At 72.0% G+C, this 15,230-nt stretch carries 12 protein-coding genes and 1 tRNA gene; 3 read left to right on the forward strand and 10 right to left on the reverse strand.

Annotated features, from left to right (window positions below):
* Nucleotides 1–2 precede the first annotated feature (2 nt).
* From ACEN8D_RS03010 to ACEN8D_RS03040, 7 genes are all read right to left on the reverse strand, one after another.
* Nucleotides 3–2,447, reverse strand: a complete 2,445-nt coding sequence (locus tag ACEN8D_RS03010) for a DEAD/DEAH box helicase (RefSeq protein WP_071294706.1) — start codon at nt 2,445–2,447, stop codon at nt 3–5.
* Nucleotides 2,444–3,196 (reverse strand): twin-arginine translocase subunit TatC, encoded by a 753-nt coding sequence (gene tatC, locus ACEN8D_RS03015; RefSeq protein ID WP_070419009.1) that lies wholly within the window; start codon nt 3,194–3,196, stop codon nt 2,444–2,446. The genes ACEN8D_RS03010 and tatC overlap by 4 nt, the downstream gene beginning before the upstream one ends.
* A gap of 360 nt (nt 3,197–3,556) precedes the next feature.
* The gene (locus ACEN8D_RS03020) at nt 3,557–4,528 is read right to left on the reverse strand and encodes a helix-turn-helix transcriptional regulator (RefSeq protein ID WP_495601146.1); all 972 of its coding nucleotides are present in this window, start codon (nt 4,526–4,528) and stop codon (nt 3,557–3,559) included.
* Nucleotides 4,521–5,570 (reverse strand): helix-turn-helix transcriptional regulator, encoded by a 1,050-nt coding sequence (locus tag ACEN8D_RS03025; RefSeq protein WP_413399848.1) that lies wholly within the window; start codon nt 5,568–5,570, stop codon nt 4,521–4,523. The genes ACEN8D_RS03020 and ACEN8D_RS03025 overlap by 8 nt, the downstream gene beginning before the upstream one ends.
* A gap of 71 nt (nt 5,571–5,641) precedes the next feature.
* A complete protein-coding gene (locus ACEN8D_RS03030; protein WP_070419011.1) occupies nt 5,642–6,571 on the reverse strand; it encodes an FKBP-type peptidyl-prolyl cis-trans isomerase in 930 nt (309 codons plus the stop codon).
* Nucleotides 6,572–6,614: 43 nt separating this feature from the next.
* Entirely contained in the window at nt 6,615–7,697 is a 1,083-nt protein-coding gene (locus ACEN8D_RS03035; RefSeq protein WP_402717486.1) for a tRNA (adenine-N1)-methyltransferase, read from the reverse strand.
* The gene (locus ACEN8D_RS03040; protein ID WP_229085973.1) at nt 7,694–8,404 is read right to left on the reverse strand and encodes an HAD family hydrolase; all 711 of its coding nucleotides are present in this window, start codon (nt 8,402–8,404) and stop codon (nt 7,694–7,696) included. Before ACEN8D_RS03040 ends, ACEN8D_RS03035 begins: the two co-directional genes overlap by 4 nt.
* A gap of 159 nt (nt 8,405–8,563) precedes the next feature.
* Between ACEN8D_RS03040 and ACEN8D_RS03045 the strand changes: the two genes are divergently transcribed.
* Nucleotides 8,564–9,493: a proteasome assembly chaperone family protein gene (locus ACEN8D_RS03045; RefSeq protein ID WP_070419012.1), complete on the forward strand. Its 930-nt coding sequence runs from the start codon at nt 8,564–8,566 to the stop codon at nt 9,491–9,493.
* 195 nt (nt 9,494–9,688) lie between these two features.
* Here ACEN8D_RS03045 and mshC read toward each other — a convergent pair whose 3' ends face one another.
* The 3 genes from mshC to ACEN8D_RS03060 form a co-directional block, all read right to left on the reverse strand.
* Entirely contained in the window at nt 9,689–10,933 is a 1,245-nt protein-coding gene (mshC, locus tag ACEN8D_RS03050; protein ID WP_070419013.1) for a cysteine--1-D-myo-inosityl 2-amino-2-deoxy-alpha-D-glucopyranoside ligase, read from the reverse strand.
* Nucleotides 10,930–11,760 carry an undecaprenyl-diphosphate phosphatase gene (locus ACEN8D_RS03055; protein ID WP_070419014.1) on the reverse strand — a complete coding sequence of 277 codons (831 nt, stop codon included), beginning with the start codon at nt 11,758–11,760 and terminating at the stop codon, nt 10,930–10,932. The genes mshC and ACEN8D_RS03055 overlap by 4 nt, the downstream gene beginning before the upstream one ends.
* A gap of 62 nt (nt 11,761–11,822) precedes the next feature.
* A complete protein-coding gene (locus tag ACEN8D_RS03060; protein WP_309779608.1) occupies nt 11,823–13,139 on the reverse strand; it encodes a M20/M25/M40 family metallo-hydrolase in 1,317 nt (438 codons plus the stop codon).
* 172 nt (nt 13,140–13,311) lie between these two features.
* Here ACEN8D_RS03060 and ACEN8D_RS03065 point away from each other — a divergent pair.
* Nucleotides 13,312–13,397 (forward strand) — tRNA-Leu (locus ACEN8D_RS03065).
* Nucleotides 13,398–13,762: 365 nt separating this feature from the next.
* A complete protein-coding gene (locus ACEN8D_RS03070) occupies nt 13,763–15,112 on the forward strand; it encodes a collagen binding domain-containing protein (protein WP_495601147.1) in 1,350 nt (449 codons plus the stop codon).
* Nucleotides 15,113–15,230: the final 118 nt, after the last annotated feature.

Here is a 15,230-nt window from a genome sequence, read left to right on the forward strand (position 1 = left end):
TGTCAGACCGCCGCGTAGGCGACGATGCCGCGGCGCACCGCGTCCGTCGCCCGCCGTGCGGTCTGGGCGAGGTCGTCGTCGCCGGCGTTCCGGATCTGGTCGAGCAGGTCGATGACCTGCTTCGACCAGCGCACGAAGTCACCGGCCGGCAGGTCGAGCGTGCGCAGCACGTCGTCGAGCGCGGAACCGGACGCCCAGCGGAACATGCCGACCGCGGCGGCCGGGGTCGGCGGCTGCGACCCGGCGAGTCGGGCGTCGCGCTCGATGTCGTCGAGTCGGGACCAGATGGTCAGGGTCTCGTCGAGTGCCGGACGGAACGCCCCGCGGGGCAGGGCGTGCTCGGTGCCGGGCGCGTCTTCTCGGCGGGGCTGGTAGACGATCGTGGCGGCCATCGCGGCGAGCTGCGCCGGGGTGAGGTCCTTCCAGACGCCCGCCTCGAGACACTCGGCGACGAGCAGGTCGCGCTCACCGTAGATCCGCTGCAGCCGACGCCCGCCGGCGGCGACCGTGGCCTCGCCGTTGCCGGTGTCGACCAAGTAGCCGAGCTGCAGGAGCACGTTCGTGACCCGGTCGAACGTGGTCGCGACCGCACCCGTGCGGGAACGGATCTGCTGCAGGAGCTTGTCGTTGGCGCGCTTGAGCTTGTACCAGCGCTCGGACCAGCGCGCATGGGCCTCTCGGTCGGGGCAGGCGTGGCAGGGGTGCCGCTGCATGCGCCGTCGGACGTCCGTGATGGCGGCCTGCCGTTCGGCCCGGGCGCCGTGCGAGGCCTCGCGCCCGCCGGGGACGTTCGTCCGCTCGAGGTCGGAGAGTTCACGGCGCAGGGCCGCGTACTCGGTGAAGTCGCCGAGGTGGCACTGCATCGCCTGCTGGTAGCCGTCGAGGGACTCCTGCTGCGACCGGACCTTCCGCGCGAGGTCGACGACCGAACGGTCGGCCTGGAACTGCGCGAACGACGTCTCGAGGACCTCGCGCGTGCGCTGCCGACCGAACTGGTCGATGAGGTTCACGGCCATGTTGTAGGTCGGCTTGAACGACGAGTTCAGCGGGTAGGTGCGGCGGCTCGCGAGCGACGCGACACCCTGGGGATCGAGGCCGTCCGACCACTGGATGACCGAGTGCCCCTCGACGTCGATGCCACGACGCCCGGCGCGACCGGTGAGCTGCGTGTACTCCCCCGGCGTGATCGGGACGCGGGCCTCGCCGTTGAACTTCTCGAGCTTCTCGAGGACGACCGTGCGGGCCGGCATGTTCACGCCGAGCGCCAGGGTCTCCGTCGCGAACACGACCTTGAGGAGCTTGCGCTGGAAGAGGTCCTCCACCACCTCCTTGAAGGCCGGCAGGAGCCCGGCGTGGTGCGCCGCGACGCCGCGTTCGAGGCCCTCGAGCCACTCCCAGTAGCCGAGCACGGCGAGGTCCTCGTCGAGGAGGGTGCGACAGTGGTACTCCGCCGTCTCGCGGATCTCGTTGCGCTCCTGCGCCGTCGTCAGCGACAGTCCTGAACGGAGGACGTTCCGGACGCCCTGGTCGCACCCGTTCCGGCTGAACACGAAGAAGATCGCGGGCAGGAGCATCCGCTCGTCGAGCATGTGGGCGATGCGCTCGCGGTGCAGCTTCTCGGTGCGCGGACCACGGCGGTCGTGGTAGCCCCCGCGCCCCCGGCCGCCACGGTGTCCGCCGCCGTGCCGTTCGCTGCGCGAGGCACCGCCGACGAGCCGGAGGAGCTCCGGGTTGACGCGGTTCGTCGCCGCGGCACCGCTGGAGTCGAACAGGTCGACCATCTTCGAGCCGACGAGCACGTGCTGCTCGAGCGGCACGGGGCGGTCCTCGGAGACGATGACGTCGGTGTCGCCGCGGACGGTCTGCAGCCAGTCGCCGAACTCTTCCGCGTTGGAGACCGTGGCGCTGAGGGAGACGAGCCGGACCTCGGTCGGGAGGTGCAGGATCACCTCTTCCCAGACGGCACCGCGGAACCGGTCGGCGAGGTAGTGGACCTCGTCGAGGACGACCCACGCGAGGTCGTCGAGCAGGTCGGAGTCCGCGTAGATCATGTTCCGCAGGACCTCGGTCGTCATCACGACGACACGGGCCCGCGGGTTCACGTTCGTGTCGCCGGTCAGCAGCCCGACCTCGGACTCGCCGTAGACGTCGACGAGCTCGGCGTACTTCTGGTTGCTCAGGGCCTTCATCGGCGTCGTGTAGAACACCTTCGCCGTCGGCTGCCGCATCGCCAGCCAGATCGCGAACTCGGCCACGATGGTCTTGCCGGCCCCGGTCGGCGCGGCCACGAGGACGCTGCGCCCCTGGTCGAGCGCGTCGCACGCGGCGAACTGGAACGGGTCGAGGTCGAACCGCAGGTCGGCGCGGAAGAGTTCGAGGTTGCGGGACCGGTTCCGGACCTTCGCCGCCCGGAACCGTTCGGCAGCGCTCGGCTCCGTCGTGCTCACAGGCCGTACTCTTCGTCGAGCTTCGCCTGGCGCTTCGCCACCCGGCGGTCGTGGAGCCAGGCCACCGCGCACGCGGCGACGTACAGCACGATCATCGGCACGGCGAGCAGGAACATCGAGATGACGTCGGCGCTGGGCGTCACGATGGCGCAGAAGACCAGGATGCAGAGGATCGCCACGCGCCAGGACTTGATGATCGAGGACGCGGACAGCACGCCGACGAAGTTGAGCAGCACGAGGAACACCGGCAGGACGAACGCGATGCCGACGGCGACGATGAGCTTGATGACGAAGTCGTAGTAGGCCTTGGCGTCGACGATCGAGGTGTCCTGGCTCGACACGAAGCTGCCGAGGATGCCGACCACGTGCGGCAGGATGTACCACCCGAACCAGCAGCCGGCGAAGAACAGCGGGATCGCGGTGCCGAGGAAGCCCCACACGTACTGCTTCTCACGCCGCACCAGCGCCGGGACGATGAACGCCCAGATCTGGTAGAGCCACACCGGGCTCGCGATGACGATGCCGATCGTGATGGCGATCTGCAGCTTCAGGTCGAACGCGCCCGTGATCATCGGGAAGTTCAGTTCGGCCGTGTGCCCGCCGACCTTGGCGAGCTGGGAGACCGGCGACCGGAGCGCGTCGAGCACGAACGGGGTGAGGAACCACCCACCGACCGCGGCGACGACGATCGCGATCACTGCGCGGAACAGGCGGTTGCGCAGCTCGATGAGGTGCTGCCCGAGCGACATGCGGCCTTCGGCGTCCTTCGTCGGACGCCCGGTCCGCCTCGCTCGCCCGCGCGCGGTCGTCGAAGCCATGGGTCGATCCTACGGGGTCGGGACCGACAGTCGGCCGCGACGTGCGTTCGCACAGGAGGGTCACGGGCCTGGAGGCGCGGGGCGGGCCCGCACCGCGCCTCCCGTCCCTCTGTCGGCACGTCGGCGGCGGGGCCGACGCGTGTCCGGTCCGGCGGTCGCGCGCAGCTCAGTCGGCGGCGCTCGGTTCGAACCACGGAACCGACGTCGAACCACGTCGCGGTGCCGGTTCGACGTCGGTTTCGTGGTTCGACGTGCGCGACACGCAGCGCCGGTGCGGCGGGCGCGCGCGGCTCAGTCGGCGGCGCGGGCCGCCGCGGCGAAGTCGCGCACCGCGGCCCGTGCGGCCGGCGGGTCGAGCACGACCGCGCGACCGGGCAGCCCCGCGACGAGCCGCACCACACCGTCGAAGCCGTTCGACGCCGCCAGACGGATGCGCACCCGGCCGTCGGTGTCGGGCGCGTCGGCCGTGTCGGCGAGGAAGTCGGCAACGAGCGGCAGCGACGAGGAGTCGAGCTCGACGGTGACGATCACGTCCTCGGCTGCCTGCTGGAACAGCGTGTCCGGGATCACCACGTCGTCGATCGACTTCTCCGCCGGGCGGTCGTCGACCCGTACGCCGGACATCCGGTCGAGCCGGAACGTCCGGAGGGCCTGTCGGTCGAGGTCCCAGGCCCGCAGGTACCAGTCGGTGTCGATCGACTCCACGCGCAGCGCGTCGACGCGGCGGGTGCTCCCCTGCGTGCGCGGACCGGCGTACTCGAACGCAAGCCCGCGACCGTCGGCCATCGCCCTGCGGATGACCGCGAGGGCGACGTCGTGCAGGTCCTGCCCGACGGCGACGTTCGCGGCCGCGCCACCGGCACCGCGGGACAGCTTCGCCATGAGCGCGCGGATCGCGTCTCGGTCGGCGGCCTCGGGGAGGGCGGACAGGTACTGCAGTCCGGCGATGAGCGCCGACGCCTCGCGCGCCGAGAGCCGCGGGGAGTCGTCGATCGCGACGAGGTTCGTCAGCACGATCATGTCGTTCTGGTCGAAGTCGTCCCACGCGATGTCGAACAGGTCGCCGTGCTGGTACTGCATCGTCTCACCGGGGACGCCGGACACCGCGATGAGCTCGACGGCACGGCGGATCCGGGTCTCGGGGACGCCGAAGTGCCGAGCGGCCTCGGCGACCGAGACGCGCTCGCGGTCGATCAGGTAGGGCACGAGGGCGAGCAGGAACGCGAGCTTGTCCTGCGCCTGGAGTGGTTGCTGCTCAGCCACGGGGGCTCCCGTCCTGGTCGGCGGCGGGTGCCGGTGCGTCGGCGTGGTCGGCGACGAGGGCCCGCAGGCGCTCGGTCACCCGGTCGCGCAGGTCGTCCGGCTCGAGCACGCGAACCTCGGGCCCGAAGGCGGCGAGCTCCTCGGCGAGGATCTGGGGGTCGACGTGGTGCAGGACGAGGACGCCGTCGTCATCGGTCTCGGTGTCCCGCCGGCGGGCGAGCCGACGTTCGGCGTCCGACCCCGGTGCGACCCGGATCCGGGCGGTGCGTGCCGCCCAGATGCGCTCGAGCTCCGCCAGCGCGCGTTCCCCCGCGCCGGCCGGGGCCGGGTGCTGCCCGACCTCGTACTGGGCGACGGGCCCGACGATCCGGGAGAGCAGGTAGTTCTTCTCGCTGTCCGTCGCGAACTCGTGCGCGGCGAGCATCCAGCGGCCGCCGTGCTGGACGAGTGCGACCGGGGCCACCTGACGCCGACGCGGCTCGTGCTGCCCCGGCGTGATGTAGTCGAAGCGGACCGCGGCGGACCGGTCGAGCGCCGAGCGCAGCGGCTCGAAGGCGACGTCACGGGCGCGGAGCCGCGGGGCGTACGCGTCGACGCCGAGGGCTCCGGCGCCGTCGTCCTCGGATCCGGCGGACCGCACCTTGAGCAGGCCGCGACGGGAGTCGGCGGAGAGCGCCCCCTCGCGCCAGGCCATCGCGGCGAGGGACAGGAGCGCGGACTCGTCCGGCGTGAAGCGGACGTCGACGGGCAGGTCGTACTCGCCCTTCGGGATCCGGTAGCGGAGCGTCTGGTTGTTGCCGGCGGCACCCGGGGTCTCGATGGTCTCGAGCGGGATGCCCAGCTCGCGGACGTCGTCCTTGTCGCGCTCGAACTGGCGCTCCAGCGAGGCGTTGTCGCCGCCCGTCGTGAACCGCTGCCGGTAGCCCTGCACGTTGGCGAGGATCTCGGACTTCGTCAGCCCGGACTCCGTCGAGAGCAGCGCGAGCACCAGGCTGAACAGCCGTTCCTCGGCAGGCACACGGGGCACACGGGTCGCTGGCACGAGCCGATCCTACGGCAGCGCGGGTGCACCGGAGTGCACCCGCGCCGCGGTCCGTGGACGGTCCGGGAGGGTCAGGCGGAGATCTTCCCGAGGACGTCGATCACGTACGCGTACGCCGCGCCCTGCTGGTGCACGATCGTGAGCACCTGGTCGCCGACACGGTGCCCGACGATGGCGTTCCGGACGCCTTCCTGCACCTGGCCCTTGGTGAGCGGCACGGTCTGCGCGCCCGAGCCGTCGGTCCAGCTGGAACCGGCCACCGAGGCGTCGGTGCCGTCAGCGGGCCACGACACGGCGGTGTACTTGATGACGGCGGTGTCCTTGTCGGTGAGCTCGGCGCCGTGCCCCTTGCGGAGCAGGTGCGTCTCGTCCGACTTCGGCGCCGACCACGAGGGGATCGTGATGCCGGGCGCGCCCGACGGCGCGAGGACGACGGCGGGCATCCCGTCCCCGGCGAGCTGCGGCGTGCCGGTCGCGCGGGCGTCGAAGGCCTTCTTGACGTCGATGACGGCGATGACGGCGTCCTCGGTCTTGGTCGACGAGGTCCCCGTGTCGCCGGTGGTCGAGGAGCTCAGGGCGCTCTTCGGCAGTGCGACGGCGAGGCGGTCACCGACGTGCGCGCACTCGAGGGAGGCGCCGAGCGCCCCGTAGTTGTCGGCACCCGCGGTGATCGGGGCGGTTTGGCCGGAGTACCCGCTCGTCTGTGCGACCTCGCCGGTCGCACCGTCGACGAGGGTGTACTCGATCACGACGGGCGTGCCGTCCTCGATCTCGCGACCCTCGCCCTGGCGGAGGACCGAGACCTGGGTGCCCTTCGTGGTGAGGCCGCTCGGGATGTTGACCTTCGGCTCCTTGCCGAACGCACCCGTGGCGGTGACCGCCTCGGACGCGGCACCGGGAGCGGCGCAGCTCGACGGCGTGGAACCGGCCCCGCTCGCCGCGCACCCGGTGAGTGCTGCGGCGAGGCCGATGGTGACCAGGAGTGCGGGGATGGTGCGCACGGACCCTCTTTCCGTTCGATGCAGGACGGGCACGTCGCGTAGCCTACCGGTCGTCCTCAGCAGCGCCGTCCGCGTCGGACGCGGCGGGTCCGGCCTCGGCTGCGGCGACCTTGCGGGCCTGCGCTGCCGCCTGTCGCGCGACCTTGCGGAGCTTCTTGTCGCTGGCCGACCGCTCGCCGACGGCGCCGGGCGTCCAGGCCTCGACGTCCTCGTCGGAGAACTCCGCCTTGCCTGCGCGACGCTTCAGGTTCGGCAGCACGACACCGTCGGCCAGCCGGCGTGCCGTGACGAGGAACCCGGTGTGCCCGACCATGCGGTGGTCCGGGCGGACGGCGAGGCCCTCGACGTGCCAGGTGCGGACGAGGGTCTCGCTGGACTGCGGGTCCGTGAAGCGCCCGGTGTCGCGGAGCGCCTCGGCCGTGCGGGACAGCTGCGTGACGGTCGCGACGTAGCAGACGATGAGACCACCGGGGACGAGGGCGTCCGCTGCGGCGTCGACGCACTCCCACGGCGCGAGCATGTCGAGGACGACCCGGTCGACGCTCTGCGGTTCGGCGGCGCCGGGCAGCTCGTCGACGAGGTCACCCACGGTGACCGACCAGTTGTCCGGGACGGCGCCGAGGAAGGTGCCGACGTTGCCCCGGGCGATCGCGGCGAACTCCTCGCGGCGCTCGAACGACTGCAGCTGCCCGGTCGGTCCGATCGCCCGCAGGAGGAACAGCGAGAGCGCGCCGGAACCGACACCGGCCTCGACCACGCGGGCGCCCGGGAAGACGTCGGCGAAGGCCACGATCTGGGCGGCGTCCTTCGGGTACACGATGGCGGCACCGCGCGGCATCGACATCACGTAGTCGTTGAGGAGCGGACGCAGCGCGAGGTACTCGTCACCGGTGCTCGCCCGGATCACCGACCCGTCCGGCTGCCCGATGACGTCGTCGTGCCGCAGGACGCCGCGGTGCGTGTGGTACTCCCCCGCGACCTCGAGCGACAGGGTCGTCAGCTTGCCCTTCGGACCGGTCAGCTGCACGCGGTCACCGGCGCGGAAGGGTCCGCGCGGCGGGGTGTGCGGTGCGCCGCCCGCGGTGTGCGGCAGCGACTCGGTGGGGTTCGGGAGCGCGTCGGTCATCGTGCGACCTCCTGGGTGCGGGCGGCGAGGGCCGGGCCGGTCAGCTCGACGAGCCGGTCGACGTCGACGTCCGCGAGGGTGGTGAGGTGGACGTCGCCGCCCGTGATGTCCGACAGCGGGACGATGTGCTCGACGGCCACCGTGACCGCGCCGGAGGCCACGGCCGAGGCCACGCCGGTCGCCGAGTCCTCGATCGCGACGCACGCGGTCGGGTCGACGCCGAGCTGTGCGGCGGCGGACAGGTAGGCGTCGGGGAAGGGCTTCGGCCGCTCGACGTCGTCACCCGCGACGACGACCCGGAAGCCGCGGGCACCGAGGGCATCGGCGGCGACGAGCGCCATCTTCCGACGGGACATCGTGACGAGGGCGGTCGGGATGCCGCGGTCGTGCAGGCCCTCGATGAGCTCGCGGGCACCGGGACGCCACGGCAGTTCACCGTCGCGCAGGCGCACCATCACGTACTCGGTCATCCACTGGATGATCTCCTCGACCTCCATGTCGACGCCCTTGTCGCGGAGGATCTCCCCCGAGCGCTCGAGGCCGCTGCCCACCAGGGCGAGACCGTCCTCGTGGGTCCAGACGACGCCGTAGCGGTCGGTGAGTTCGACCTGGGACTGCTGCCAGATCGGCTCGGTGTCGATGATCGTGCCGTCCATGTCCCACAGCACGGCTGCGGGCGGGACGAGGGCGGAGGGTTGCGCGGTCACGGGCGACGAGTCTACCGGGGCGGTCCGCCCGCGTTCCGCTCACCGCGGACGCGTGGACGCACTCCGGTCGAGCGGCCCTATCCTTGTTGCTGCGAATGTCCGGTCGCGCGCGACCTGCGAGCCGCCCGCGCCCCGCTCCACCACCAGGAGGTCCCGTCCGTGCCACAGCACTCCCCCTTCAGCGACGGTCGACTGCTCGTCGTCGCCTTCGAGGGCTGGAACGACGCCGGAGAAGCGGCGAGCGGTCTCGCCAGGCGCATCGTCGAGTCGCTCGAGCTCGACGAGCTGCGCGAACTCGACGGTGAGCGGTACGTCGACTACCAGTTCAACCGCCCGAACGTCGGCACGGACGAGAACGGTGGCCGGGGCATCCAGTGGCCGCGGATCGTCCTGCACGGTCCCGGTGCCGAAGGCCGACCCGTGATCGGTGCCACCGGCTCCCCGTCCGAACGCGACGTCTACGTGCTCGTCGGCCCGGAGCCCTCGCGGACCTGGCGCGGCTTCTGCGCCGAGATCATCGACCTCGCGGACGTCTACTCGATCGACGCCGTCGTCTTCGTCGGCGCGATGCTCGCCGACGTCCCGCACACCCGACCCATCTCGGTGTTCGTGTCGAGCGAGAACGCGGGCGTGCGTGCCGCGTTCGACGTCGACCGCTCCTCGTACGAGGGCCCGACCGGGATCCTCGGGGTGCTCGCCGACGCGATGGACAGCGCCGGCCTCACCACACTGTCACTCTGGGCCTCGGTGCCGCACTACGTGCACAACTCGCCGTCCCCCAAGGCGACGCTCTCGCTGCTCGACAAGATCGAGGAGCTCACCGACGTCACGGTCCCGCGGGGATCGCTGCTCGACGACGCCACCGAGTGGGAGGAGGGCATCGACGCCCTCGCCGCCGACGACGAGGACATGGCGTCCTACATCGGCCAGCTCGAGCAGGCGCGGGACACGGTCGACTCCCCCGAGGCATCGGGCGACGCCATCGCGCAGGAGTTCGAGCAGTACCTCCGCCGCCGCGAGCGCAAGGACGGCAAGGACGGCGGGACCGCCGGGGGCGAGGGGTTCCGCCCGCCGCCACCGTCGCAGTAGACGCGACCACACGGACGGACGGGAGGCGCGGTGCCAGTTGGCACCGCGCCTCCCGTCCGTTCGTCACCCCGCTGGCGCGGTGCGCACGCGAGGTCGCAGGAACCGCCGTCGGCGCGTCCGGCGCGCGGCAGTCCGTGCGACCTCGGCGACACGCGCGCGGCGCGTCGTGCGACCGCGTGACCGGGACTGGAAGCGTCAGCCGAGGCGGATGCCGAGTAAGGCGTCGACCAGGTCCACGAGGTCCGGCGTGACCGCCGTCCCGCCCGCGATCGCCGTGTCGACCGCAGCGACCGCACCCGGCGTGTCGAGGTCGTCCGCGACGCGAGCGCGGACCCGGGCGATGACCTCGGCCGCGTCGTCGGCGTGTCCGGCGTCGCTCCCGGAGGCCCAGGCGTCCCACGTGGCCAGGCGTGTGGTGGCGCTGGTGAGCTCGGTGTCGAACCACTCCCAGTCGTCGGAGTACTTGTGCGACAGCAGCGCGAGGCGGATCGCACGCGGGTCGGCGCCGTCGTCGAGCAGCCCACGGACCGTGACGAGGTTGCCGAGCGACTTCGAGATCTTCTCGCCCTGGTAGGCGATCATCCCGGTGTGCACGAACGCCTGCGCGAGCGGCTGGTGCGCGAGCGCTGCGGCGTGCCCGGCGCTCATCTCGTGGTGCGGGAAGACGAGGTCGCTGCCGCCGCCCTGGACGCTGATCGGCAGGCCGAGGCGGTCGCCGGCGATGACGCTGCACTCGATGTGCCACCCGGGGCGCCCGGGGCCGACGGCGGAGTCCCAGCTCGGCTCGCCCGCTCGTGCGGCGCGCCAGAGCAGCGGGTCGAGCGGGTCGCGCTTGCCCGCACGGTCGGGGTCGCCGCCGCGCTCGGCCGACAGCGCGAGCATGGTCTCGCGGTCGAGGCCGCTCTCGTCCCCGAGCGACCAGGCCTCGGTCGGGCGGTTCACGTCGAAGTAGAGGTCGTCGCCGGCGGACTCCGGCGTCGGCACGGCGTAGGCGTAGCCGGTCTCCTGCAGGAACGCCACGGCCTCGGCGATGCGTTCGACCTCGTCCGTCACCGCGACGAAGTCGTCCGGCGGCAGGACCCGCAACGCCTCCATGTCGCGCCGGAACAGGTCGATCTGCGAGGCCGCGAGCTCGCGCCAGTCGACGCCGTCCCGCGCTGCCCGTTCGAGGAGCGGGTCGTCGACGTCCGTGGTGTTCTGCGCGTACTCGACCTCGAACCCGGCGTCCCGCCAGACACGACCGAGCGTGTCGAACGAGAGGTAGGTCGCGGCGTGGCCGAGGTGGGTGGCGTCGTACGGGGTGATGCCGCACACGTAGAGCGCCGCACGTTCCTCGCCACCGGTCGGGTCGACGGGCTTGCCGGTCGCCGTGTCGTGCACGACCGGGCGGGGCGCGGTGCCCGGGACATCGGGGACGGACGGGACCTGCCAGGCCCTCACGGCTGGATCACTCCGAGCGACAACAACACGATGAGAACGATACCGAGTGCGATGCGGTAGACGACGAACGGCATGAAGCTGCGCTTGCTGATGTAGTTCATGAACGCCGCGATCACGACGAAGCCGACGACGAAGGCGACCACCGTGGCGATGAGCGTGTCGACCACGCCGAACGGTGCGCCGGTGTCACCGAGGCTCGTGGCGGCCTCGTACAGGCCGGAGAGGAACACGGCGGGCACGGCGAGCAGGAACGCGAACCGAGCGGCCGCCGGGCGGGTGTAGCCGAGCGCGAGCCCCATCGACACCGTCGCGCCGGAACGCGAGACGCCGGGCACGAGGGCGAGCATCTGGGCCAGGCCGATCAGGATCCCGCCGCCGAACGTCATGTGCTCGATGCGCCGGACCTTCTTGCCGACGACGTCGAGCACGCCGAGCACGATGCCGAACACGATGAGGACGATCGCGACGATCCACAGCGACCGGAACGTCGTCTCGATCGAGTCCTTGAGCAGCAGGCCGGCGATGCCGATCGGGATGGTGCCGAGGATCACGAGCCACCCGAGTCGGGCGTCCGGGTCGTTGCGGGGCACGGTCTTCCCGGACAGCGACCGGAACCACCGACCGACGATCCGGGTGATGTCGCGCCAGAAGTAGATCAGCACGGCGGTCTCGGTGCCGAGCTGCGTCACCGCGGTGAACGCCGCGCCCGGGTCCTGCGCGTCCGGCAGGAACAGCCCGACGATGCGGAGGTGGGCGCTGGACGACACCGGGAGGAACTCGGTGAGCCCCTGGACGAAGCCGAGGAAGATCGCCTCGAGGATGTGCACGGCTCGGGCCTTTCGGGGAGAGTCGGTTCAGGACACCGCCGGACCGGCGACCGTGCACGATATCAGTACGTGGCGAGGAGGTCTCCGAGGACCCGCCGCCCGAAGGCCAGCGAGTCGAGCGGCACGCGTTCGTCCACGCCGTGGAACATCGCCGGGAAGTCCACGCCCGCCGGCAGCTGCAGCGGCACGAACCCGTAGCCCGCGATCCCCAGCGTCGACAGGGCCTTGTTGTCCGTCCCGCCCGAGAGCAGGTACGGCAGCACCGGAGCACCCGGGTCGTGCCGGCCGAGGACGTCGCGCACGGCGTCGACCAGGGGGCCGCCGAAGTCCTGCTCGAGCCCGATGTCGCGGAAGGACATCACGACCTCGACGTCGTCGCCCGCGAGCTCCCGGACACGCTCCAGCACCGTCTCCTCGTCGCCGGGGAGGCACCGGATGTCCACCAGTGCCTCGGCGTGGTCGGGGATGACGTTGTGCTTGTACCCGGCGGTGAGCACCGTCGGGTTCGTCGTCGTGTGCAGGGCCGCGTGGATGAACCGCGACGCCGACCCCGTGGCCAGCGCCACCTCGTCCGGGCCGGTCACCGTCGGGTCCACCCCGAGGAACCGTGCGACCTCGGCCACCATCGCGTCGGTCGTCGCCGACAGCCGCACCGGCCACTCCTCGCTGCCGATCCGGGCCACCGCCGCCGCGAGCTTCGTCACCGCGTTGTCGTGGATGACGTGCGACCCGTGCGCCGCGGTGCCCGTCGCGACGAGCTTGATCCACATCAGCGCCTTCTCGCCCGTCTGCAGCAGGTACGCACGACGGTCACCGAGGGTGATCGAGTAGCCGCCGACCTCGCTGATCGCCGCACTCGCCCCCTGGAAGACCTCGGGGTGGTTCTCGACGACGTGGTGCGAGCCGAGCACTCCCCCGGCCTCCTCGTCGGCGAAGTACGCGATCACGAGGTCGCGCTCCGGCGCTCCCTGCTGCTCGATGACGTCCGACAGTGACGTGAGCATCATCGCGTCCATGTTCTTCATGTCGACCGCGCCGCGACCCCAGAGCATGCCGTCCCGGACCTCGCCGCCGAACGGGTCGACCGACCAGTTCGCCGGGTCCGCCGGCACCACGTCGAGGTGACCGTGCACGACCAGGGCGGACTTGTCGCGGTTGCGTCCGGGCACCCGCGCCACGACGCTCACCCGATCGGGTTCGGACTCGAACAGCTGCGGCTCGAGCCCGAGCGCACGGAGCTTCGCCTCGACGTAGTGCGCCGCCTCGGTCTCGCCGCGGGACTTCCCCTCGCCCCAGTTCGTCGTGTCGATGCGGATGAGGTCACGGGCGATCGCCGCGGTGGCCTCGAGGTCGGTCAGCGTGGCCTCCGAGTTCGTCATGGCCCAACGCTACCGGTCAGCGCCGACGGCCCCGGCGTCGGACGTCACAGCAGGACGCGCCCGGGATGCGCCGCCGTGTTCATCGGGCGTTCAGACCCGTGCTAGTGTCTTCTCTCGGCAGGAACGCCGGGGAAACAGCCCGGAACGACGGCCGACAACTGAAGAAACACCTGTCCGGGTGGCGGAAATGGTAGACGCGCTAGCTTGAGGTGCTAGTGCCCGTATTAGGGCGTGGGGGTTCAAGTCCCCCCTCGGACACAGGAAATGGGATGCCCCCTGGCCTTTCGGCCCGGGGGCATTTCCTGTTGTGTCTTCCCGGCGAGTGCCGCCGTCGCTTCGCTCGGGGCGTCACCGCCTCGACCGCGCCAGTTCGCTGCGCTCACGGCGGGGTGCGGGGTGCGTCCGGCAGGTGGGGCGCCAGTTCGCTGCGCTCACGGCGCGGGCGGGGTGCGGGGTGCGGGGTGCGGGGTGCGTCCGGCAGGTAGGTGCCGGTTCGCGGCGGCGCGTGACGAAACGGGGCGGGCGGACTCTCACCTTCGGCACCGCAACCCGATGACCCGAGTCGACGGCCACGTCCCCGCTCGGTGCCGCGGGCCTGGCTGCCGCAGGAACCCGAGAGCCGAATGCACCACCACCCTGTCCGATCCCGCGACCGACGCGGATCCGTCCTCCTCGCGGCCGGGATCGCCGCCGTGGCCGCCATCGCCGCCGGCATCAGCGCTGCGGTCCCCGCGTCCGCCGCCGCCGAGTACACCACGAACGCGACGATCGACGGTCTCCGCTTCACGTCCCAGACCGTCACGTCCGGCAGCGCCGCCGAACTCTCCGGCACGTGGTCCCTGCCGGACTCCCCCACCACCCCGGCCGGCTTCGTGGTGGACCTGCCGCCCGAGCTCCAGGGCCGCTCCGACGGGTTCCCCCTGCTCGCACCGGACGGCTCCGCGATGGGACGGTGCACCGTGTCCTCGACCCAGCTCGACTGCGCCGTCGACAGCGCCTACGTCGCCGCCCACCCGAACGACCTGCACGGATCGTTCTCGTTCTGGGTCACCGTCGAGACCACCACCGAGTCCGCCACCCCGACGACCTACCAGGTCGGTGGGACCGCCGTGACGACCACGGTCGAACCCGCACAGCCCGGCACCGGACCCGGGACGTGCACCGTCGACTGCACCTTCACCGGCCGGACGAGCGGCAAGTGGGGCAGCTACGACGCCGCCGCGGGTGTGGTCGAGTGGACAGTGGCGATCGGCTCCGGCGCCGACGGCATGCGGGACGGCCAGCGCATCACGGTCACCGACACCCCCGGTCCCGACCAGGAGCTCCTCACCAGCTTCCGCGGGTACCCCTTCGCCACGCTCTGGCAGACGAACCGGACGACCACCTGGGACGACGGGCGAGAGGGGCTCACCGGATGGGCGCCGGCGTCTCGAGAGGACTACGCCAGCACGGCCGGGAGCGTCACGTTCACCGCGCGCCAGGGGTACTTCTACGACGTCCACTTCGCCACCCGGGTCACCGACGGCGGCTTGGCGGGCACCTACACGAACACCGCCACGATCAGCATCGACGGCGACGACGACTCCTCGGTCAGCGGCACGGTCGTGCACCAGGGTGGCGGTGCCTCGGGGGCCGGGACGGCACCGACGAGCACGCCGACCCCGACGCCGACGGCTCCGGCGACGGTCGAGCCCACCCCGACGCCGACCCCGACCGCTCCGGCGGCGGTCGCGCCGACCCCGACCGCCGAGCCGACCGTCCGGCCGACCGCGACGCCGGGTGCGTCGACCGCAGACGAGGAGACCGAGTCGCCGGTGCCCACGGCGATCGGCGCGGCGGTCGACACCGGAGGGACGACGTCCGACAGCACGGCCCCCTGGTGGTCCGTCGCGCTCCTCGGCAGCGGCGGCATGACCCTGTTGCTCGTCCTCGGCGTGTTGGCCGCCCGTACGCGCGCACGAACGCGACCGTGACCCGTCGCCGCGGCACCCCTGCCGCGGCCCCGCCCGCACCCCACGACGACCCAGCGTCGGGCGGAGTCCAGCCGGGTCCGTCGCCCGAACGACGACCCGGCGCGCGGGCCGGTGGGCA

The organism is Curtobacterium sp. Curtsp22 (assembly GCF_059492135.1).

Coding starts and splice junctions, on each gene's coding strand:
- ACEN8D_RS03060 (WP_309779608.1), bottom strand. CDS start 13,139: ATGACGAACTCGGAGGCCACGCTGACCGACCTCGAGGCCACCGCGGCG.
- ACEN8D_RS03070 (WP_495601147.1), top strand. CDS start 13,763: ATGCACCACCACCCTGTCCGATCCCGCGACCGACGCGGATCCGTCCTC.
- ACEN8D_RS03035 (WP_402717486.1), bottom strand. CDS start 7,697: ATGACCGACGCGCTCCCGAACCCCACCGAGTCGCTGCCGCACACCGCG.
- tatC (WP_070419009.1), bottom strand. CDS start 3,196: ATGTCGCTCGGGCAGCACCTCATCGAGCTGCGCAACCGCCTGTTCCGC.